Here is a 19,989-nt window from a genome sequence, read left to right as displayed (position 1 = left end):
ATTTTCCTGCAGACTTTAACCAAGCATATCAGAATATACATATTTAATATATAAAACTTTTAACTATTAAATATTGCATAAGCTGATCAGCTAGTGTAAGCTTCTCCTCGGCAAATTTGCCTGATCATTATAATTATCTTATCAACAAGGAAAACAATTATGAGTGCAACTCAGGATACAACCCTGAACGAAACATTATTTGATAAAATCGGCGGTGCACCGGCTGTTGAGGCCGCAGTGGATATTTTTTACCGCAAAGTCCTGATGGATTACCGCATCAACCGCTTTTTCGAAAATACCGATATGGACACTCAGAGGGCCAAACAAAAAGCCTTTTTAACCATGGCTTTTGGGGGGCCGAATAACTATACAGGAACCGATATGCGTAATGCTCATGCGCGGTTTATTAAAATGGGTCTGGATGATAGCCATTTTGATGCCGTCATGGAGAATTTGGGAGCTACCCTGGAGGAACTTGATGTGCCTCAGGAACTTATTGCCGAAGTTGCAGCCATTGCGGAAAGCACCCGTAATGATGTATTGAATAGATAATATGAGATAGCAGATGGAGCACATGCCAAACCTGACCTTCGAAGAACACGATTTCACTTGCCAGCCAGGGGAAACGGTATTGGATACCCTGTAAAGGGAAAACTGCAGTATTCCTAACAGTTGCCGGCAGGGCGTCTGCCAGACCTGTTTAATGCGCAGCCTTGACAACGCTCCACCTGCCTCAGCCCAGGCGGGTCTTAAGGATACCTTGCAGCAGCAAAACTATTTTCCTGCCTGTCTGTGTCGCCCTGAACAAAATATGACTGTCCAGATGCCCAATCAGCAGGGCATCTGGATTCAAGCGAATGTGGTCAAAAAACAGTGGCTGTCGCCTGACATTCTAAGACTGGTTCTGGAATATGAAACCAAGTTCAATTTTTTCGTCGGCCAGTTGATCAACCTGAAACGCCCCGACGGCCTAATACGAAGTTATTCAATCGCGAATATTCCGCATCATGAAAATATTCTCGAGTTCCATATCCGCCGCTTGCCGGATGGTCAATTCAGTACCTGGGCGCATGATGAGCTGGAAATAGGCATGGAATTAACTATTTCACAAGCGCAAGGCAGCTGTCATTATCTGCCTGGCCGAGCGGAACAGCCGCTGCTGCTGGCCGGAACCGGCAGCGGGCTGGCGCCGCTTTGGGGCATTGTTACTGATGCTTTAGTCAAGGGACATTCCGGCCCTATCCATTTGTTTCATGGCAGCCGCGATCCGGATGGACTTTATCTTAGGGATGAAATGCGCGAGATGGCAATGGAGTTTGAGAATTTTCGATATACGCCGTGCCTTTCAGGCGATACTGCAGCAGCTGACTATGCCCGGGGGCGCGCCTATGAGGTGGCCCTGTCATCCGCCCAATCCTTGAAGGGCTGGCGCGTTTATCTGTGCGGACATCCGGAAATGGTAAAGCAGACCAGGAAAATGGTGTATTTGAAAGGCGCCTCCATGAATGATATTTATGCAGACGCTTTTCATGTCAACCCCGCAGAAAAATAAAAAGAGAATTCCTCATCCCGGTCCGGAGTTTATAGTATCGATCTGTATAAAATGATAAAGAAGCACATTTTCTTGCTGGAATCCTTGATAAAGAACAGCTTGAAGGCAATTAAACAAGCCGCCAGTCTTTTACAAAAGCTTGCCCAGATATTCTTTCAAAACCACAGCATTATTGAGGCTGACTTCTTTGGAGCTGAACAGGAGAGTGGCCTTGCCCTTGCCGATTTTGCCGACAAGCTCCTCTACTGCCTCAGGATTGTTCTGCAATTCGCTAAGATAGCGACGCTGGAATTCCGGCCATTTCTCGGGTTTGTGTTGATACCAGCGGCGAAGCTCCTGTGAGGGGGCCACTTCCCTGGCCCAAAAATCGATCCTGGCCTCTGCCTTTGCAAGGCCGCGCGGCCATAAGCGGTCGACAAGAATGCGCATTCCGTCACTGTCTGACGGCGATTCGTAAACCCGTTTGATATGAAGCTTCATATTTACTCCTTCTCACTAGAAAAGTTGTCTTTATTCTGGCTATAAAAGCCCAGGACACAGATGGGCAGTGCATGTATTTATTAGTCTGACTCGTGCCGGAGCACCTCAGCCACGCGCTTTCGAAGCACCGGAAGTAGTTCTGCCTCGAACCACGGATTTCGTCGAATCCAGAGATTATTTCTGGGGCTGGGATGCGGAAGAGGAACGACTGTGGGCCAATAGGTTCGCCACGACCTGACTGCTTCGGTAACCGGTAGCTGCGCTTTATCCAGGTGATAAGCCTGCGCATAGCCCCCGAGCACCAAGGTAAGCTCGAGATGATCAAGATATTCAAGGAGTTGCTCACGCCATGCCGCAGCGCACTCTGATCGCGGCGGCAAGTCTCCTGATTTCCCGGTACCGGGGTAACAAAAGCCAATCGGCAAGATCGCAATCTTTTCAGCGTCGTAGAATACTTCAGGCGTTACTCCCATCCATTCGCGCAATCGCTTTCCACTGGCATCATCGAACGGCACACCAGACTCATGAACTTTTTTCCCCGGCGCTTGCCCTGCAATTAAAATGCGCGCACTTGCATGAAACTGAAGCACAGGCCTTACCTCATGCGGCAGCTGAGCCTCGCAAATCCTGCAGGCGCGCACTGCGGTTAGTAATTGATTTACAAAGGTCGTCATGAAGTCATCCTTTTTGCCAAGTCAGCCTGTCTGTCTTATTCCCAGACGTTTGGTAAGACGATGCAAATTACCTCGATCTATGCCCAGGCAGCGCGCTGTCTCTGACCAGTTTTTATTGGCTTTGGCGAATGTTGCAAGAATCATCTGCCTCTGAAAATCATCCACTGCCTGGGCGAGCGGCATTTCCCCCGCTCTAATCAACGACTCGGGCACTGACTCTGCGGAATTTGCATAATCAGTGAGGATGTCCAGATCACCAGGCTCCAGAATAACTGCCTGACCTTGAACGGAAGATGCGCGCAGCACGGCCCGCAAGATTACATGCTCAAGTTCCCGTACGTTGCCCGGCCATGCATATCTTTTCAGAGCGTAAATGGTTTCATGCGCCATGCCCACGCTTTGAAGACCGAGGCGAACTCTGGCCTGGTCCAGAAAATAGTTGGCCAAAAAGTCAATATCTCCCACGCGATCCCGCAAAGGCGGCACATACAAAGGATAAACACTGAGTCGATGGTACAGGTCGGCGCGAAAACGGCCGGCTTTAACCTCTTCCGCCATTTGCCGATTGGTTGCCGCAATGATACGGACATCCACACGGTGGCTTTTATCCGATCCTATTCGCTGTATCTCGCCAAACTGCACGGCCCGCAGCAATTTTGCCTGAATTGAAAGAAGCAGCTCACCCACTTCATCCAGAAACAGGGTGCCTCCTCTCGCCAGTTCAAACTTTCCCGCCCGGTCGGCCAGCGCTCCGCTAAAAGCGCCGCGAACATGGCCGAACAACTCGCTTTCAGCCAGGGACTCAGGAAGAGCGGCGCAATTTACATAGACCAGAGGCTGAGCGGCTCGTCGCGAACGCGCATGGATAATCCGGGCGATAACTTCCTTGCCCACACCGGTTTCTCCCAGTAGCAGAACACTGAGATCGGAGCCGGCGACAATATCAATTTCACGGCCGAGTTCCTGCATAATGGAACTTTCACCCAGCATTTGACTGCTTCGCTGCAAGACCTCATTGACCAGTTCGCTGGCCACCAGTTCGCGGTGTCTTGCCAGTTTTTCCAGGGTGCTGATATAGGTTTCATAACGCAATGCCACAGTCGCGATTGCCGCAAAGACCTGAAAAATCCGATCTTCAATATGATCAAACAGGCCAGGTTCACGGGCATCCGCAGAGAGCACGCCGAACAGCGTATTCTCATTATAAAGACTGCAGCCCATGCACGAGTGCACACCCATCTTGCCGCCGGGATCATCGAGTAACAAGGCATCGTAGGGGTCGGGTCTGGGATCGTTGAAGGAAAATCGAACCGGAACCCGGGATTGAATAATCGCTGCCAAGCGCGGGTGCTGGGCAGGGCTGAAAGTTTGCTCCATGACTTCAGGCGCCAAACCCAGTGTCGCTACGGGAATCAACATTCCATCCTGATGGCGCAATAAGGCGCAAGCATGATTCCCGGTAACCTTGGCGAAGATATTGAGGAATTCCGTGTAGCGATCTTTCATTGATAGATTCGCTGTCAAACTCAATACCGCTTCAAGCACTGCTTCTTCCATATTTTCGGACTCCGGAATTAACATGGCTTACTACTATGTAGTCAATTTGATATATATTATGTCATTTTGACATCGTCAAGTCCAGCTATACAGTGTCAGTGAAGCTGCCGGTTAAACTATAAATAACAGGCATATAGCTATTTTATGCGGAACTATTCTCTAAAAAACGATGTCATTTAGACATCATTGAAATATCACCTTATAAAATTAATGAATAAATTCAATAACATACGCGGTGGCATAATCTTTGCGGTATTACAAAGACCGCGCTTGTTGCCTTAGGTGATTTACAACTTACTTTTTCATTATTTGCTTGGGTTTGCCGATTAAAAACCCGCTAATGTCAAGGTGAATCTCTGATCGCGCGCCCGCGGTGGCGCTTCGGTCACTAACTATAAGGGTTAAATTTATTAACCTAATTTAATAGCAGGTATGTCATTATGATAAACAATTATTACACCACCATTCCAATTGGAAGAAGTCAACCTAAAACCGAACCAAGTTTTGGCAAAAATCAATATAGCCCTTCAACCCTTAAGAAATTACTTCTCTGGCAAATCTTGCCGCGCTTAAAAAACTATAGCGTACTGCTGGCATTTCTTTTGGTATTAAGCGGCTGCATGGCCGAACCGATCAAGCCATCGGCCGCTAAGCTGCAGGAAATCCACTCATTTCTGGTTGTGCCCGTGGAATCCCCCCCGCTTGAGGTAATTCCTGATCTGCTTGAAACCCGAAGTCCTGTTTACAGTCAGTATCAGTTTCAAAACCTGCCTTTATCTGTCCAAAACTTACCTGTATCTCTGCTACTGGAAAAAAAGATTTACAGAAATCCAGGCGGGGTATTAATTGCCGGCCTTGTAAGTGCGGATGACAGCGTAGCCGTAGCGGATATCCATCCGGCCCAGGACTCCGCTGGAAAAACTTTGCATCTGGAACCTGAAGCTTCACTTCAGAACCACTGGTCACCCACTTTTATACTGGCGCAGGAAGTCGTCTCCCAATTGAAGGCAAACCAGGTCAAGGCTATTATGAGCAAGCATTATCACCCGCTTCCTATGGCAAAAGAAGACCGTAACGCTAACCTCGGAAATTGGCATGACGCCATTGAATCCTGGTACGGCCAGGATAAATCCGCCATTGATTACAGGCAGAGTGGACGGGCCAATGGCGTTGATGCCATCGTGGAAGTAGGCATCGGAAGATACAGGATTTTTGATGCCCAGACTTCGTTAATGGTTATGATTAAGCTGATCGATCCCGCTACCGGCCAGGTCATAGCCAGAACCTCGGCGAAAACCTATTCTGTTGAGGATTCGGCACAGGCGTTGCTCGCCCCTGAGGCTGATAAGTTCAAGCTGACTGTACAAAAGATGGGGGCCAAGCTTATCACTCATGAGCTGAACGAGCTTGGGCTGCCGCTAAGCGTGCTCGGCCAATACGCCCCCGCTGCCCATACCGAAGCTACCAGTTAGGCTCCATGACCATCGTTTATGCCAAAAGCTTGCGCGGATGGCGCTTCGTCCTTTTTAATGTCGCGCTCGGTTTGGGACACATAATCGTGTTGTTCAATGTCGGCGCCTATATTGCGTTGTTGCCTCATGTCACTGGCGATCTGGGCGGCGTGCTGCCGAGCTTCGGCACTTGGGCACAGACCGATTTCATGATCTCCCTGGCCTTGGCGTTTCCGATTGCGCGCTGGCTGGCTGGCCGATTCGGCGATTATCGCTCTTTTATCGCAGCATTTATCGTCTATGCTCTGGCTTCTTCCCTATGCGCCATCAGCCAGAGCTTATGGCTGTTTGTATCGGCGCGCATTCTGCTCGGATTTTCAGGAGGTGTTACGCTCTTTATCGGACAATCGCTGTTATTGAAAGAATACCCGCCTCAACTGAGATTGCTGGGTCTTGGCATATGGGGGCTGGTGACGCTGATGCCTTTTACCATCAGCTTTCCAATAGGCGGCGCGATTGCCGACGGGCTGGGCTGGCGTTATCTGTATTATCTGAATGCTCCCCTCGCCCTGGCTATCGCCGGCATTATCGGCTCATTGCTGGCCGGACGGGGATTTCAGCATTGCCGCGCGCGTTTCGACGGTATCGGCTTTGCACTCCTGGCTTTGGTTCTCGGCAGCATGCAGACTCTTCTGAACATGGGAAATGATTTTGACTGGCTGGATTCGCCCTTGCTGCGCGGCATACTGATCATTATGGTCGTTGCGCTGCCCTGCTTTATTATCTGGGAATTCGATAAACGCCACCCTGCGTTTAATATCCGCCTGTTCGCGCACCGTAATTTTACCATAGGCGTAATTTGCCTTGCGGCAGGATTTTTTTCACTGCAGGGGCTGCTCTCCGTATTTATCGTTCAGCTTCAGGTATTGCTGGGTTATTCCTCCTTTCTGGCGGGCATGGCTTTTCTGCCCATGATTTTGCTTGCGGTGCCGGTAACTTTAGGGATGCACAAACTGCCCAAGAAATTGGATGCCCGTTTGCTGGCCAGCCTCAATCTGCTGGGTTTCGCTGTTACCTTTTACTGGCTAGGCCTGTTCGATGACCCCGGCTCATTTGATCAGCTTTTTTGGCCGATGTTGCTGCTCGGCTTTTTTCTCGGCTCGTTTTTTATGCCGCTGACCCGGCTGACTCTGCATGGACTGTCCGGTAGTCAAGAGGCGCGCGCCTCTGAAGAGGCGGGGTTTATACGAATTGTAGCCGGCGCGCTCGGCATCACCTGCCAGGGCGTCGTGCTATTTCGGCGCAGCCCCTTTCATCAATTGCATTTGGCCGATACTTTCGGAGGCCGGAGGTTCGCATCCATTGATATGCTGCAAGGGTTTTCTTCACAGTTAGAAAACAGCGGTCTTGAGGCAAGTATGGTGAAAGGCAGACTCCTCGCTATCATCAAGCAGCATGCGGCCATTCTGGCGCTGAACGATGCCTTTTTGCTGGCTAGCTACCTGTTCCTCGGACTGGCTGGACTGGTATGGCTGGCCTATCCCACTTATCAACGCGTTCATCCCACGCTGACTGAAGAACTGGGCGACATTCGCGCTGAAGAAATAATGGAGGAGCCATGAGGCGCGCTCAAACTCTTGTTTCGGGGATTTATGCGGGAGTTATGCTTCTGATAGCCGGCTGCGCCTGGATCCCGTCAGGCGACAAGCCTGCCGAGTTCATGAAAACTCCAGCCCTGGAACAAGCGCTAGTCGATACAGGTCGTGATAAAGCGCTTGCTGCCGAGCCTTGGCCGCCTGAGCGCTGGTGGCGAGAATTCGGCAGTTCGGAACTAAACAGTCTCATGGATATAGCTCTAAAAGAAAATAGAGATGTCAAAGTGGCTGCCGCGCGCTTGCGTCAGGCGCAGGCCATGACGCGCGTGGAGGGCGCAAGGCTGTTGCCGTTTCTGGACGCAGAGGTGAATTTCGAAAATAAGCGTATTTCAGAAAATGGGGTATTTTCCAGGCTCAATCCTGAAACGGCGGGAGCAAATATTGTTTTCGGCGAAATAAATCCTTTCAGCTTTCGCTACGAATTCGATTTCTGGGGAAAAAATCGCGCCGCGCTCGAATCCGCGCTGGGCGAATCGGCTGCAGAGGACGCCGAGCATGCCGAAGTTTTGCTGGAGTTGACGAGCGCCATTGCCCGCTCCTATATACAGGGCAGCGCCCTGAAGCAGCAGCTGGATCTGGCGCAAGCCATGCTTGAGCTGCGCCGCGAACTGCTCGCTATGGACAACACGCGGCTGCGGCTGGGCCTGGATTCAGCCGACCGCGTGAAGCAGGCAACTATTGAACTGGAACAGGCCAATAAGCGCGAAGCGGCCATACGCGATCAGCTGGATATTCAGCGCAACCTGCTGGCCAGGCTGATAGGCAATGGGCCCGATTCGACCCAAAACCTGTTCATCGATACCGCGCTTGGTCCCGAAAAAATACGCTTGCCTGCGAAGCTGCCGCTGGAACTGCTCGGCCACCGTCCGGATCTCGCCGCCGCCCTGCATCGGGCTGAGGCGGCAGCGCAGCGGGTCAAAGTAGCCAAAGCCAGCTTTCTGCCTACTATCGATCTGACGGCATTTGCCGGTATAAATGCCCTCAGGTTAACGAAGGGGGCAAGTTCTCTTGCCAATGTGCTGTTCTCGGGCTCCAGCTTCTCTTACGGGATTGCGCCGGGACTGCGGCTGCCCTGGTTCGAAGGCGGACGCCTGCGCGGCGAATTATCTGCGCAACGGGCCGAATACGATGAAGCGGTGGAGCTTTACAATAAAACCTTGTTGCAGGCCGTGCAGGAAGTAGCCGATAGCCTGAGCCGCTGGCGCGAATCGCGCTCCATACTCGAAGCGCATGGCCGCCTGCTGGCTGCGCAACAGGAAAACCTCGGCTTTGCTCAGGTTCGTTTCCGCAGTGGACTCGATGATCGCCGGGCATTGCTGGCGCATCAGCATGCCGTGCTGAACCAGGAATATGCCTTGAAAACGCTGGAAGCCGATAGGCTGGTGGCCATTGTGGATTTGATGGAAGCGTTGGGCGGCGGCTATGTGAATGATCTAAAGATTATCGAACAGAAACCTGAAAAGAAACTGTTCAGTTGGTTGCCCTGGCAGAGTTAACCCAATAATCAGGGTCTTGGATATCCCCACGAATAAGAAAAATACAGCCGCGAGAGTCTCCAGGGATTTAGGTAAAAATGCTGCTGCAGATGAGCTTGACCGATGATTAATCAATTTCCATTAACGCTATTTGAATCCAGAATAAAATCCGGCGTTGCCGATATAACTGCCTATGACAACTCATACCAAGATTATTCGCGCCCGGCGCAATCGCTATCTCCTGATAGTTATGCTGATACTGGCTGCCGGCGCTTTGGCTTATACCGGTTATTGGTGGAACTACAGACGCTTTCGGGTGGAAACCGATAATGCCTTCGTTACGGGCAATCTTATTCCGGTGGAAGCGGATGCAACGGGTATCGTCACGCAGGTATTGGTCGAAGAAAGTCAATTTGTAAACAAGGGGGATCTGCTGGTGCGTCTTGATGAGCATCGCGCGCAGACTGCTTTAGGCCAGCGGCGAGGCGAACTGGGACAGGTTGTGCGCGAAATCGGCGCGGTCTTTTCCACGCATCGGCAAATGTGCCAACAACTGATCGCCCGCTCGTCCCGGCTTGCCCGGGTACGCCATGACTTGACTCGATTACGCCAGGCAGCGCCAGACGGCTCGGTATCGGAGCAGGCTGTGCAAAATGCCGAAGACCAGATGATAGCGCTGGAAGCCGAAATGCGGCAGGCCGAGGCGGAGGTCGAAGCCATCGAAGCGAAAGTGGGCGGCACCAGCCGAACACTGCATCCGGACGTAGAAGCAGCCAAGTATAAATTCATCAGCGCCTATCTTGACTATGCGCGGCAGCAAATCCGTGCCCCCGTTTCAGGCTATGTGTCCATGCGCAAGGTTCAGGTCGGAAACCGGGTTCAGCCCGGCGATACGCTTATGACCCTGGTGCCTCTGGAGCATCTGTGGGTAGAGGCCAACTTGCGGGAGACCGAAATGGCACAGATACGGCCCGGCCAGCCGGCGGAGGTTAGCGTAGATCTTTACGGGGAGCACTTTATCTATCATGGCACAGTGGAAGGTTTGGTGCCCGGTACCGGCAGCGTCTTTGCCTTGCTGCCGCCTGAAAACGCGGCCGGAAATTTTATTCATATCGTCGAACGCGTACCCGTGCGCATTGCCTTGCGCAAAGACGAGATACTGAAAAATCCTCTTCGCCCGGGACTTTCCACTCTGACCGCGATCGACATCAGGGACGCGAAACGGCCGCTTAGCGACTCCTTGGCCACTGCTGCTAGCCAGGAGTATGAGACTGACATCTTTATTGATGAGCTCGCCGATGCGCAGGCCAGGGCTCAGGAAATCATCGACAATAATCTGCTTCAAAAAAACCAGCCCTCAGAGCCGCCTTGCAGTACTCTCAAAGCGGGGGCCACGAAAAAATTCTAGCGCCTGATGCTGATGATATGGCTGGGCATGGGCTGTGGCGTTATTGTCGGCGTCAAAGCCAGGTAAGCCCGACAAATCAATCACTCGGAGAATTATCATTGATTTTATTTACTCATCGAAAAGCCGCCCTCGGTTTAATCCTGGCTGTCATTGCGCTTGCCCTGGTAATGATCGATACAGTCTTTGATCTAGTGCTTGAGCTGCTCCATATGTCATTCGAATTGATTGAGCTCTCGCTGGACATACTCATTGAATATATTTTCCATACCGATCTTCATGATACGCAAGTCATTGTTTTTTATCTCATGTGGGCCATTGCCGGGTACCCGTTGTACAAACTATACCAACTGTTGCGCAGCCTGCCGCACCGATGCGTGGAATGCATGGACAACCTCGCACGCGCCTGGCGGCAGCTAAAAAAACAAATTTCAGCATATTGGCACGGTTTATCTGCACTCGGAAAAGCCAAATGGTCGATGGGTTTTATGACGAGTGTTACCTGTATGATTTTTTGGGTCCTTATTTGATTGGACGCACTTCATAAAAAATTCAACCGCTAAGAACGCATCCGGCAGAGCATCAATTCGAAAATGTAACCTTATCTTTGTCTTTTTGCCTTGTTGCGAGGTCGATCACTGCTTTTTTATCTATTACTGAGACATATCCAGCCTGTAATATTTCATTTAACAAGCAACTTTTATACTGCCTGCCTCGCAATGCACCTGACAGTTGGGCGTGGCTGCTACTCGGCTTGCCATAAATCCTATTGCATTAGCACGCCCAGCCAGACAATCATGAAACCTGTAGCTCCTTCGCGGTTTGGGTTATTGTGGTCGGCATGTCCAGATTGTCTTGCTGGCCGATGAAGGCGAACCGGGTTGCCAGCTGAGAAATTGGCAGCTTGCCGAACGGGTAGGCCGAACAGGTTTGTAAGCGCTGTGTTGGCAAAAGTTTACAGAGTCCTCGCTTGAGCGGGGTCAACGCTTGACGATGAAGACAAAGTGCCCTTGGTAAAGTTGGTCGGCAGAGGATGCCGCTGGACATTGAAAAGGCCGGGGGATCGCTGGTGGAATTGGCGATGGTAGAGGCTACCCCAGCGGAGGCAGTGCGCCTTGTTAAAAACCCCTTCAAACTCTGGCAGAAGCGTATGTAGCGTATTCCCGAACCACAAAGCGCGGCCTCCGTCTCTCAGATGGAAGCGGTATTGAAGGGCTGGGGCCGAACCCCTGAGCCCCCACGTCCCGCAGCCGGTACCGATGAAAGCCGGATGCAATGTCAAGGCGCACGGCATTAGGGCCAGAAGATGACCCGATATCAACACCGCCACCTCTGAGCTTCAGGCGGGGACGAATAGACGAGATCAAGCCGACAAATCTGTCGATTCTGGGGCTTTTACACTAGGGAAGAAACGATGATCCGGGAATACATAGGCCACCAGAAACAAGAAGATCAGAGATTTGAACAATTGAATCTTTAGAGCTGAACGGCGCCTTTAGGTAGCTATTTAAGTGGGACCGAGGTAGCGGCCCCTTATACCGCTTTGAGAAGTTCACAACATAGCCCCGGCTTAGCGGGGATATTTACTTGATGCAAACTTATAATTATTATTGCCCCGTCTTACTCTAAAGTTGAAAGATAATTACCAGCCGCCCGGAAAATTCATTGACAGCTTCCAGCCAATCGTCCAGTTCCCGCCCAGGCCAAATCCCCTGGCTTCTGCTTTGATATAAGCAGCTTCTGAAATCCACTGATGACGAGTTATACTTTCCAGCACCGGCTTTTCTGGTTGACGGTAATTGTTGCATGAACGCTTATCCGATACTATCTTATATCCTTAAATGAAAAGAATCACCTTGGGTTAACGGGATTCAACAATAATTATCAAGCGCGGCTTACACTGCTAGACTTTGCAATTCAGGGGCATACATATGAAACAATTTATTCAGAACCTCGCAGAAAAAAATGGCTATCAGGCAAGCCATTTATTGCAAATTCTAAAAGCGATCCAGTTCCGTTATCATTATGTACCGGAAGGTGCGATAGAGCAGCTGGCCGGGCTGCTGCATATTCCCCGCACCCGCATTATCAGCGTGGTTGAATTCTACAGTTTTTTCCATTCATATCCCAAAGGGCAATATGAACTCCTGATCAGCGACTCCATTACTGATCATATGCTGGATAAGATAAATTTAACCGCCTATCTGGCCAGGCAGTTAAAGGTTGCTGTCGGAGGAGTGCGCGAAGATGGACTGGTCAGCCTGGATAATACCTCCTGTACGGGTATGTGCGATCAAGGCCCAGCCGGCATGGTCAATGGCCATGCCTTGACGAAACTGGATCACGCCAGAATCGATGCAATCGCCGACTTGATTAATCAACAAAAACCCCTTGCCGAATGGCCTGCCGAGTTATTTCAGGTAGAAGACAATATCCGCAAGCCCGGCCTGTTGCTAACCCAGCAGATCGGTCACGGCGCAGCGCTCAGGGCGGCATTTAAAAGAGGCCTGCCGGAAACGCTGACGGAGATCGAACAATCAGGTCTTCGGGGCCGGGGCGGGGCCGGCTTTAAAACAGCGATGAAATGGCGGTTCTGCTCGGAAGAAGCGCAGAGCGAGCGCTATGTGGTTTGCAATGCCGATGAAGGCGAGCCCGGAACATTCAAGGACAGGGTGCTGTTAAATTCTTATGCCCACCAGGTTTTTGAAGGCATGACCCTGTGCGCGGCCATCATCGGCGCAAAGCAAGGGTTTCTGTATTTGCGCGGCGAGTATCTGCATCTTCTCGATAAGCTGCAAGGCATTCTGGATGAACGCCGCAAGGCCGGCTTGCTGGGCAGCAATATTCTTCGGGAAGGCCTGGATTTTGATATTGAAATCCGTATGGGAGCGGGCGCTTATATTTGCGGTGAAGAATCCGCGCTAATCGAATCCCTTGAAGGCAAACCCGGCATTCCCCGGAACCGTCCTCCTTACCCTGTGACCCAGGGCTATTTGGGAAAACCTACGGTAGTCAATAATGTTGAAACTTTTCTGGCGGCGGCAGGCATTGCGTTGAATGGCGGCGGCTGGTTTGCGAATGTCGGTACAGACAAATCAAAGGGTACCAAAATACTGAGCATCAGCGGCGATTGTCCATGCCCCGGCATTTACGAATATCCTTTTGGCACATCTATCCAGTCGGTCTTAACTGATTGCGGAGCAAATGATGTTCTGGGCATTCAAATAGGCGGACCTTCAGGCGCCTTTATCTCTAACCAGGAATTTGACCGTAAGCTGGCTTTTGAAGATTTAGCCACCGGCGGATCATTTATTATTTTTAACAATAGCCGCAACATTCTCGATATTGTTCATAATTTCACCCATTTTTTCGCTCATGAAAGCTGCGGTTTTTGCACGCCGTGCCGGGTTGGAACTTCATTATTAAAAAAGCAGCTTGATAAAATTCATGAAGGCCATGGCTCAGCAGGCGATGTTGCTGCGCTTGAAGAATTGTGCCGTCTAGTTAAAAAACAGAGCCACTGCGGCTTGGGGCAGACGGCTGCCAATCCAATTTTAACGACTTTGGAGCGCTATCCCGAATTGTACCAAAGCCGGTTGAAAAAAATCAGCTATGAACCGGGGTTTGATCTGGATGGCGCGCTCGAAATAGCCAGGCGCATGGCGAATCGCACTGATGCCGCAGCGCATTTGGCGCAAGTTGGAGAAGATCATGAGTAAAACCATTACGATTGACAGCAAAGCGATCCCTTTCGAAGAAGGGCAAACCATTATGGAAGCTGCGGCTGCGGCAGGCATTTATATTCCGCATTTATGCCACCACCCTGATTATACCCCGCATGGCAGCTGCAAACTGTGTAATGTAAAAGTGAATGGCCGCGTGTGTTCCGCCTGCACCTTTCCGGCTATGGAGGGTCAGGAGATACTCAATGAAACCAAGGAACTGAATGACGACCGGCGCAAAATCACGCAAATGCTGTTTGTCGAAGGCAATCATTTATGCCCGGGCTGCGAAAAAAGCGGCAATTGCAAGTTACAGGCAGTCGGTTATTATTTAAATATGCTCGACAACCATTTTGTGCATTTTTTCGCCAGGCGGAACCTGGATGCCTCACATCCCGAGGTATTGATTGATCTGAACCGCTGTATTTTTTGTACGCTGTGCGTGCGCGCAAGTCAGCAAAAAGACGGTAAAGACGTGTTTGCCATCAGCGGCCGCGGCATCAACAAGCAGCTGATCTTCAACGCTGAAAGCGGGCTGTTAAAAGATACTGATTTGGAAGCAACAGATGAAGCCGCGCATATCTGCCCGACCGGAGCGATTTTAATTAAACGAACCGGTTATCATGTGCCGATCGGCGAACGTATTTATGATCATAAACAAATCGATCAAGTCAGTTTAGAAACGGAGCATCCTGAACATGGCAAATAAAATCCGACTCGCAACCACATCGCTAGCGGGCTGCTTTGGCTGTCATACGTCCTTTCTGGATATTGATGAGCGCCTATTGAAATTGGCCGAAGTCGTTGAATTTGACCGCTCGCCGTTGACTGATATAGAGCATTGCAACCCCTGCGACATAGGCCTGATTGAAGGCGGGGTTTGTAATTCGGAAAATATCCATACCCTGCGCGAATTCCGCAAACACTGCAAAATCCTGGTGGCTGTCGGCGCCTGCGCCATTAACGGCGGTTTGCCGGGGTATAGAAACACTATCCCGCTGGAAGAATGTCTGGGCGAATCTTATCTGGACGGCATCGGCGTTGAAAACCCGCAGATCCCCAGCGATCCTGAGTTGCCGTTGCTATTGAACAAGGTGTATCCGATACATGAAGTCGTCAAAATAGATTACTCCTTGCCGGGTTGCCCGCCTTCAGCCGATGTATTCTGGAAATTCCTGACAGATTTGATTGATGGCCGCGAGCCTTCGCTGCCTTATGAATTGGTGCATTATGATTGAAGTGAAAAGGGAGACAATATGAAAACAAAAGAACTGATTGCAGAAGCTGTTTCTTTACCCGTTGAAGAAAGGGCTTTGCTGGTAGACTCTTTGCTGAAAAGCTTGAATATGCCTGACTCTGTTATTGATAAGAAATGGGTCGAAGTTACGAAAGATCGACTTCAACAATTAAGAGCCGGTGAGGTAATGGCACAGCCAGCGAATGAGGTGTTTAAAAAAATAGCGGCTAGATTTCAGCAATGAATGTTTTGTTTCATCCTGATGCGGCATTGGAATTCAATGCAGCCATCGATTATTACGAAGCAATAGAGAATGGATTGGGTTACGTTTTTCGCTAGAGATTGCCTCTACCATCTCTAGAATTGTTAATTTTCCAAAAGCATGGCCTGTCATTGAAGGCGAGATTAGAAGAGCTTTAGTAAGGCGGATTCCATACGGTATTATGTATGTTGAAGACCAAAACAATATCACTGTTGTTGCCGTTATGCATCTTCACAGGAATCCTGAGTATTGGAGGCATAGAACCTAGGCTTATGAATCGAGGTCAGAACTAGGGTGGGCAGCGCTAAGCTGCCCGCCTTAAGCTGGCGTATCCCAATATTTACCGCTTCGATGTATTGGGGTTAGCGCCTCTCCCATCTTACAATATACGGGAATAACCATGTACGAACATTTGGAAACAGCTGAAAACCGAGAACATCTGAAAAGAGTTGTTGTCGATCCGGTCTCTCGCGTTGAAGGCCACGGCAAAGTCACGCTACTGCTGGACGAGGACAATAACATCAGGCAGGCCAGGCTGCATATTGTCGAATTTCGCGGCTTTGAGCGCTTTATTCAGGGCCGCCCTTATTGGGAGCTGCCGGTAATAGTGCAGCGTTTATGCGGCATTTGCCCTGTGAGCCATCATTTAGCCGCCGCGAAAGCTATAGACCAGTTAGTCGGCGTTGATCCTGAAAATCTGCCTGTTTCTGCTGACAAGTTAAGACGCCTGCTGCATTTTGGACAGGTTCTGCAATCCCATGCCCTGCATTTCTTTCATTTATCCAGCCCCGATTTATTGTTCGGTTTTGAAAGCGCTATTAATAAGCGCCATATCATTGCCGTACTGGGCGAATATCCCGACATCGGCATGCAGGGCGTCAAGCTGCGCAAGTACGGACAGGAAGTGATCCGTATGATTTCCGGCAAACGCATTCATGGCACGGGAGCGGTTGCCGGCGGCATGAATAAAGCGCTGACCCGAGCCGAACGTGACTATTTACTGGAAGATATTGATCAGATAATAGCCTGGGCCGAAGGTTCGGTTGCGCTGATTAAAAAAGTGCATTGCTCCAACCTGCCCTATTATGATGATTTTGCCACCATTCGCAGCCATTACCTGGGATTGACCAGGCCCGATGGCGCTCTGGAGCTTTATCATGGCGGCTTGCGCGCCAAAAACGATAACGGCGAAATCATTATGGATCAGGTCGATTACTGTAAATATAACGATTATATCCATGAAGAAGTGCGCTCATGGACCTACATGAAATTTCCTTATCTGTTGTCGCTGGGCAAGGACAAGGGCTGGTATCGCGTCGGTCCGCTGGCCAGGGTAAACAACTGTGACTACATCGATACGCCGCTGGCCGAAGCCGCGCGTAGGGAGTTTAAAGCGCACAGCGGGGAAGCCCTGGTGCACAGCACGCTGGCGTTTCATTGGGCGCGTATGATTGAAGCCCTGCATTGCGCCGAAAGCATCAATAGCTTGCTCAATGACCCCGACATCCTGGGGCAGGATTTAATCGCTCAGGGCGAGAAGCGTTATGAAGGCATTGGCGTGATTGAAGCGCCGCGCGGCAGCTTATTTCATCATTATCAAGTCAATGAAAACGACATCGTCACCAAAGCCAATTTAATAGTCTCGACGACCAGCAACAACATGGCTATGAACGAATCGGTGCGACAAGTGGCGGCGGAATACTTATCGGGCCGGGAACTGACCGAGCCGTTATTGAATAATCTGGAGGTAGCGATTCGCGCTTACGACCCGTGTTTATCCTGCGCGACCCATGCCGTGGGCAAAATGCCGCTGCAGCTTGAACTCATTGACGCTGAAGGCAAACTGGTTGACAAGCTGATCAAGCACAATGACGGTGAAATCGAGCGGCTTGATGGTTAAGCCTGTTTTGCTGTTCGGCTATGGCAACCTCAGCCGCGGCGATGATGCGCTAGGGCCGTTATTGCTGGAATACATTGAGAACACCGTTAATCTGGATTTGATAGAAATTCTGACGGATTTTCAGCTGCAGATCGAACACGCGCTGGATCTGGAAAATAGAGAAATCGTATTGTTTATTGATGCGTCCGCAGCCTGTATCAATGGCTTTGATTTTGCCATGCTTGAACCGGCCAGGGACAAAAGTTACACCACACATGCGATGAGTCCTGCAGCGGTTTTAGATGTTTATCAAGAGATAAAAAAACAAACGCCGCCGCCTTGTTTTTTACTGAGCATTAAAGGAGAAAAGTTCGAACTGGGAGAAAGTTTAAGCGCCAATGCTGAGCAGCATCTAGCGCAAGCTTGTCAGTTCGCCGGTCAATTATTAGGCAATCCTGATAAAGCTATATGGCGGCAACATGCAACAGATAGATCGTGGTAGTTCTACTTTGGCAGATTACATAAGCGCTATGGCCAGGATCGCCATGCCGGCATGGATTTGAGCTTGCCATCCGTGGCCCTGGATACCCGCTTCCCGGCGAGTATGACGGCTTTGAACATAATCTGACAAAGCCCGGTTAACCTGCATGCATGAACTATCCTTGCTTGAAAATGTGCGGGAAATTCTAGAAAACCACGCCGTGCAACAAAGCTTCAGCAGAGTAAGCCAAGTGACCCTGGAAATAGGCAAACTTTCCTGTGTTGAGCCGAACGCATTACGTTTCGGTTTTGATGTGGTCATGAAAGGCTCTCTGGCAGAAAATGCCGAATTAACTATTTCCGAAATAAACGGACTGGGGGTGTGTCGGCAATGCCAGCGGCAAGTGGAAATGGAAAGCTTATACGACCCTTGCATCTACTGCGGCAGTCCTTTTGTTAAAGTCATCCAGGGCGCGGAAATGAGGATTAAAGATTTAATCGTTATTTAATCGAAGGTTTATTTATGTGCGGAATATGCGGTTGCGGTCAAACTGATAATACTACGAAGCTGAAACCTGTACTCAGGCAAAATCAGCACCTTCTCAAACACGGCCACAGTCATCACGGCCATGCCCATGCCCATGCTCACCATGAAACCGAGCGCCTGGTTAAAGTCGAGCAGGATTTGCTCAGTAAAAACAATGCCTATGCCGAACAGAACCGCGCGTATTTTCAACAGCATCATATTTTTACGCTGAACCTGGTTTCAAGCCCCGGCGCAGGCAAAACAACGCTACTGGTTGAAACCATTAAAGTTTTAAAAGACCGCTTTCCTATAGCCGTGATCGAAGGCGATCAACAGACCGAGCATGATGCGGATCGCATCCGGGCCGCCGGCGTACCGGCACTGCAAATCAATACCGGCCGCGCCTGTCATCTGGATGCGCACGGCATCGGCCATGCGATCATGGATTTGGGCGTCAGGGATCACAGTCTGCTGGCCATAGAAAATGTCGGTAATTTGGTGTGTCCGTCTTCATTTGATCTGGGTGAAGCGCATAAAGTGGTCGTATTGTCGGTGACCGAAGGCGATGACAAGCCGATCAAATACCCGGACATGTTTCATGCCGCCGATTTAATGCTCATCAACAAGACCGACTTGCTGCCTTATGTCGATTTTGATGTGGAGCGTTGTATTCAGTACGCCAGACAGGTCAATCCCGATATACATATCATCAAACTGTCAACGACCAAAGGCGATAATTTTTCTGAGTGGACAGACTGGCTGATTAAGCGGGTTAAGCCAGTTTAATGTTTAACAAGGTAGGTGGGGATGAAGCATGAACCCTAACATTCAGCGGCGGCATAGATTATGTTAGGGCTCCTTGTAATTCTAATCTACTGCGCTAACCTGGAGCTTGCTTTAATATATGCGAATTATATAAACATTTTTAGGTACGGCCAAAATAACAGGGGAAGTAAATGAAAAAAAACGTTAGAGCTATTAAGCAAATAGAAACTGGAGCATTGTCCATAATTCGGAGAGGCGTTAAGTTGATTGTGGCTTTTTCCTGGACAAGACGAGTATTGAACGTTTTATATGTCCGGCTAACGCCATTTCAAAAAAGCAATTTTCACTCTATGTTCGCAAAAAATATTCAGAAATAACTATATTCGAGGAAGTAATGGCAATTGGAGAGTTATTTTTGCGAAAAAAGACATTTTAATGCCTTTAACTTCAGAGCGGTTCTGGCTTGATTGGGATACTGCCGTATCTATAACCGGACATGATATAGAGATTAAGCAAACATATGAAGCCCTAATTGGCTCGTCTGAACCACCAGAGCTGTTTATTGACATTGGCGCCAACTATGGTACGCACTCGTTGTTGTTTCTTGTTCATCAGATAAAAACTATAACTTTTGAACCAAATGCGTCATGCCATGATTTTTTTCAGGGAAATATGTAAATTGAACCAAGTAACGCCAAAGTTAGAGCCTCTGGCACTTGGGGAAAAAAAGGGCTATGTAGAACTTATACGAATCTTATGAAATCTCCGGAGTCTAAGTTGAATAGGGTTGAGTTTCCGGAGAAATGCTATGTCTCACGTCGCCTTAAAGGTATCGGATCGACTCACTGTGGAAGAACTGGATAGTGCCG

The 19,989-nt window shown here is 49.8% G+C and carries 20 protein-coding genes and 1 pseudogene; 16 read left to right on the top strand and 5 right to left on the bottom strand.

Features of this window, described 5'->3' with window-relative positions:
• Positions 1-159: 159 nt before the first annotated feature.
• Together HUX64_RS11450 and HUX64_RS11445 are read left to right on the top strand one after the other, a co-directional pair.
• Entirely contained in the window at positions 160-552 is a 393-nt protein-coding gene (locus tag HUX64_RS11450; RefSeq protein WP_174626365.1) for a group I truncated hemoglobin, read from the top strand.
• A 109-nt stretch (positions 553-661) separates the two neighbouring features.
• Positions 662-1,552: an FAD-binding oxidoreductase gene (locus tag HUX64_RS11445; RefSeq protein WP_343034394.1), complete on the top strand. Its 891-nt coding sequence runs from the start codon at positions 662-664 to the stop codon at positions 1,550-1,552.
• Positions 1,553-1,681: 129 nt separating this feature from the next.
• On the opposite strand, the gene HUX64_RS11440 is transcribed toward HUX64_RS11445, so the two are convergent.
• The 3 genes from HUX64_RS11440 to norR all read right to left on the bottom strand — a co-directional run bounded on the left by HUX64_RS11440 (position 1,682) and on the right by norR (position 4,287).
• The gene (locus tag HUX64_RS11440; protein ID WP_174626364.1) at positions 1,682-2,032 is read right to left on the bottom strand and encodes a DUF488 domain-containing protein; all 351 of its coding nucleotides are present in this window, start codon (positions 2,030-2,032) and stop codon (positions 1,682-1,684) included.
• Between the two features lie 80 nt (positions 2,033-2,112).
• A complete protein-coding gene (locus HUX64_RS11435) occupies positions 2,113-2,706 on the bottom strand; it encodes a uracil-DNA glycosylase family protein (protein WP_174626363.1) in 594 nt (197 codons plus the stop codon).
• 21 nt (positions 2,707-2,727) lie between these two features.
• Positions 2,728-4,287, bottom strand: coding sequence for a nitric oxide reductase transcriptional regulator NorR (gene norR, locus HUX64_RS11430; protein ID WP_246247004.1), 1,560 nt, complete (start codon positions 4,285-4,287; stop codon positions 2,728-2,730).
• A gap of 416 nt (positions 4,288-4,703) precedes the next feature.
• Between norR and HUX64_RS11425 the strand changes: the two genes are divergently transcribed.
• From HUX64_RS11425 to HUX64_RS20435, 6 genes and pseudogenes are all read left to right on the top strand, one after another.
• A complete protein-coding gene (locus tag HUX64_RS11425) occupies positions 4,704-5,735 on the top strand; it encodes a hypothetical protein (protein WP_174626362.1) in 1,032 nt (343 codons plus the stop codon).
• 5 nt (positions 5,736-5,740) lie between these two features.
• Positions 5,741-7,336 carry a DHA2 family efflux MFS transporter permease subunit gene (locus HUX64_RS11420; protein ID WP_174626361.1) on the top strand — a complete coding sequence of 532 codons (1,596 nt, stop codon included), beginning with the start codon at positions 5,741-5,743 and terminating at the stop codon, positions 7,334-7,336.
• Positions 7,333-8,865, top strand: a complete 1,533-nt coding sequence (locus tag HUX64_RS11415; RefSeq protein WP_174626360.1) for an efflux transporter outer membrane subunit — start codon at positions 7,333-7,335, stop codon at positions 8,863-8,865. Before HUX64_RS11420 ends, HUX64_RS11415 begins: the two co-directional genes overlap by 4 nt.
• Positions 8,866-9,037: 172 nt before the next feature.
• On the top strand, positions 9,038-10,252 hold the full coding sequence (locus tag HUX64_RS11410; RefSeq protein WP_174626359.1) for an HlyD family secretion protein: 1,215 nt from the start codon (positions 9,038-9,040) through the stop codon (positions 10,250-10,252).
• A 98-nt stretch (positions 10,253-10,350) separates the two neighbouring features.
• Positions 10,351-10,779: a hypothetical protein gene (locus tag HUX64_RS11405; protein WP_174626358.1), complete on the top strand. Its 429-nt coding sequence runs from the start codon at positions 10,351-10,353 to the stop codon at positions 10,777-10,779.
• Positions 10,780-11,633: 854 nt separating this feature from the next.
• Positions 11,634-11,729 (top strand): annotated as a pseudogene (locus HUX64_RS20435) (IS200/IS605 family transposase); the annotation flags it as partial.
• A gap of 162 nt (positions 11,730-11,891) precedes the next feature.
• Here HUX64_RS20435 and HUX64_RS20125 read toward each other — a convergent pair.
• Entirely contained in the window at positions 11,892-12,026 is a 135-nt protein-coding gene (locus tag HUX64_RS20125) for a hypothetical protein (protein ID WP_281355294.1), read from the bottom strand.
• Between the two features lie 154 nt (positions 12,027-12,180).
• Here HUX64_RS20125 and HUX64_RS11400 point away from each other — a divergent pair, with 154 nt between their 5' ends.
• From HUX64_RS11400 to HUX64_RS11370, 6 genes are all read left to right on the top strand, one after another.
• Entirely contained in the window at positions 12,181-13,968 is a 1,788-nt protein-coding gene (locus tag HUX64_RS11400) for an NAD(P)H-dependent oxidoreductase subunit E (protein WP_174626357.1), read from the top strand.
• Positions 13,961-14,680 carry a 2Fe-2S iron-sulfur cluster-binding protein gene (locus HUX64_RS11395; protein WP_174626356.1) on the top strand — a complete coding sequence of 240 codons (720 nt, stop codon included), beginning with the start codon at positions 13,961-13,963 and terminating at the stop codon, positions 14,678-14,680. Before HUX64_RS11400 ends, HUX64_RS11395 begins: the two co-directional genes overlap by 8 nt.
• Positions 14,670-15,209: an NADH-quinone oxidoreductase subunit B family protein gene (locus HUX64_RS11390; RefSeq protein ID WP_174626355.1), complete on the top strand. Its 540-nt coding sequence runs from the start codon at positions 14,670-14,672 to the stop codon at positions 15,207-15,209. The genes HUX64_RS11395 and HUX64_RS11390 overlap by 11 nt, the downstream gene beginning before the upstream one ends.
• Positions 15,210-15,227: 18 nt before the next feature.
• The gene (locus tag HUX64_RS11385) at positions 15,228-15,452 is read left to right on the top strand and encodes an addiction module protein (RefSeq protein WP_174626354.1); all 225 of its coding nucleotides are present in this window, start codon (positions 15,228-15,230) and stop codon (positions 15,450-15,452) included.
• Between the two features lie 418 nt (positions 15,453-15,870).
• Positions 15,871-17,370 (top strand): Ni/Fe hydrogenase subunit alpha, encoded by a 1,500-nt coding sequence (locus HUX64_RS11375; RefSeq protein ID WP_174626353.1) that lies wholly within the window; start codon positions 15,871-15,873, stop codon positions 17,368-17,370.
• Positions 17,363-17,851, top strand: a complete 489-nt coding sequence (locus tag HUX64_RS11370) for a hydrogenase maturation protease (RefSeq protein ID WP_174626380.1) — start codon at positions 17,363-17,365, stop codon at positions 17,849-17,851. Before HUX64_RS11375 ends, HUX64_RS11370 begins: the two co-directional genes overlap by 8 nt.
• 15 nt (positions 17,852-17,866) lie before the next feature.
• Here HUX64_RS11370 and HUX64_RS20120 read toward each other — a convergent pair whose 3' ends face one another.
• Complete coding sequence (locus HUX64_RS20120; protein ID WP_281355291.1) at positions 17,867-17,998, bottom strand: hypothetical protein; 132 nt, start codon at positions 17,996-17,998, stop codon at positions 17,867-17,869.
• Here HUX64_RS20120 and hypA point away from each other — a divergent pair.
• A complete protein-coding gene (gene hypA / locus HUX64_RS11365; RefSeq protein ID WP_174626352.1) occupies positions 17,997-18,338 on the top strand; it encodes a hydrogenase maturation nickel metallochaperone HypA in 342 nt (113 codons plus the stop codon). The two genes, HUX64_RS20120 and hypA, sit on opposite strands and share 2 nt — an antisense overlap.
• 14 nt (positions 18,339-18,352) lie before the next feature.
• A complete protein-coding gene (gene hypB / locus HUX64_RS11360; RefSeq protein ID WP_174626351.1) occupies positions 18,353-19,141 on the top strand; it encodes a hydrogenase nickel incorporation protein HypB in 789 nt (262 codons plus the stop codon).
• Positions 19,142-19,989: the final 848 nt, after the last annotated feature.

Source organism: Candidatus Methylobacter favarea, assembly GCF_902806695.1.
In the GTDB taxonomy this organism is placed as follows: Bacteria; Pseudomonadota; Gammaproteobacteria; order Methylococcales; family Methylomonadaceae; genus Methylobacter_B; species Methylobacter_B favarea.
This window is presented reverse-complemented; position numbering and strand designations above follow the sequence as displayed.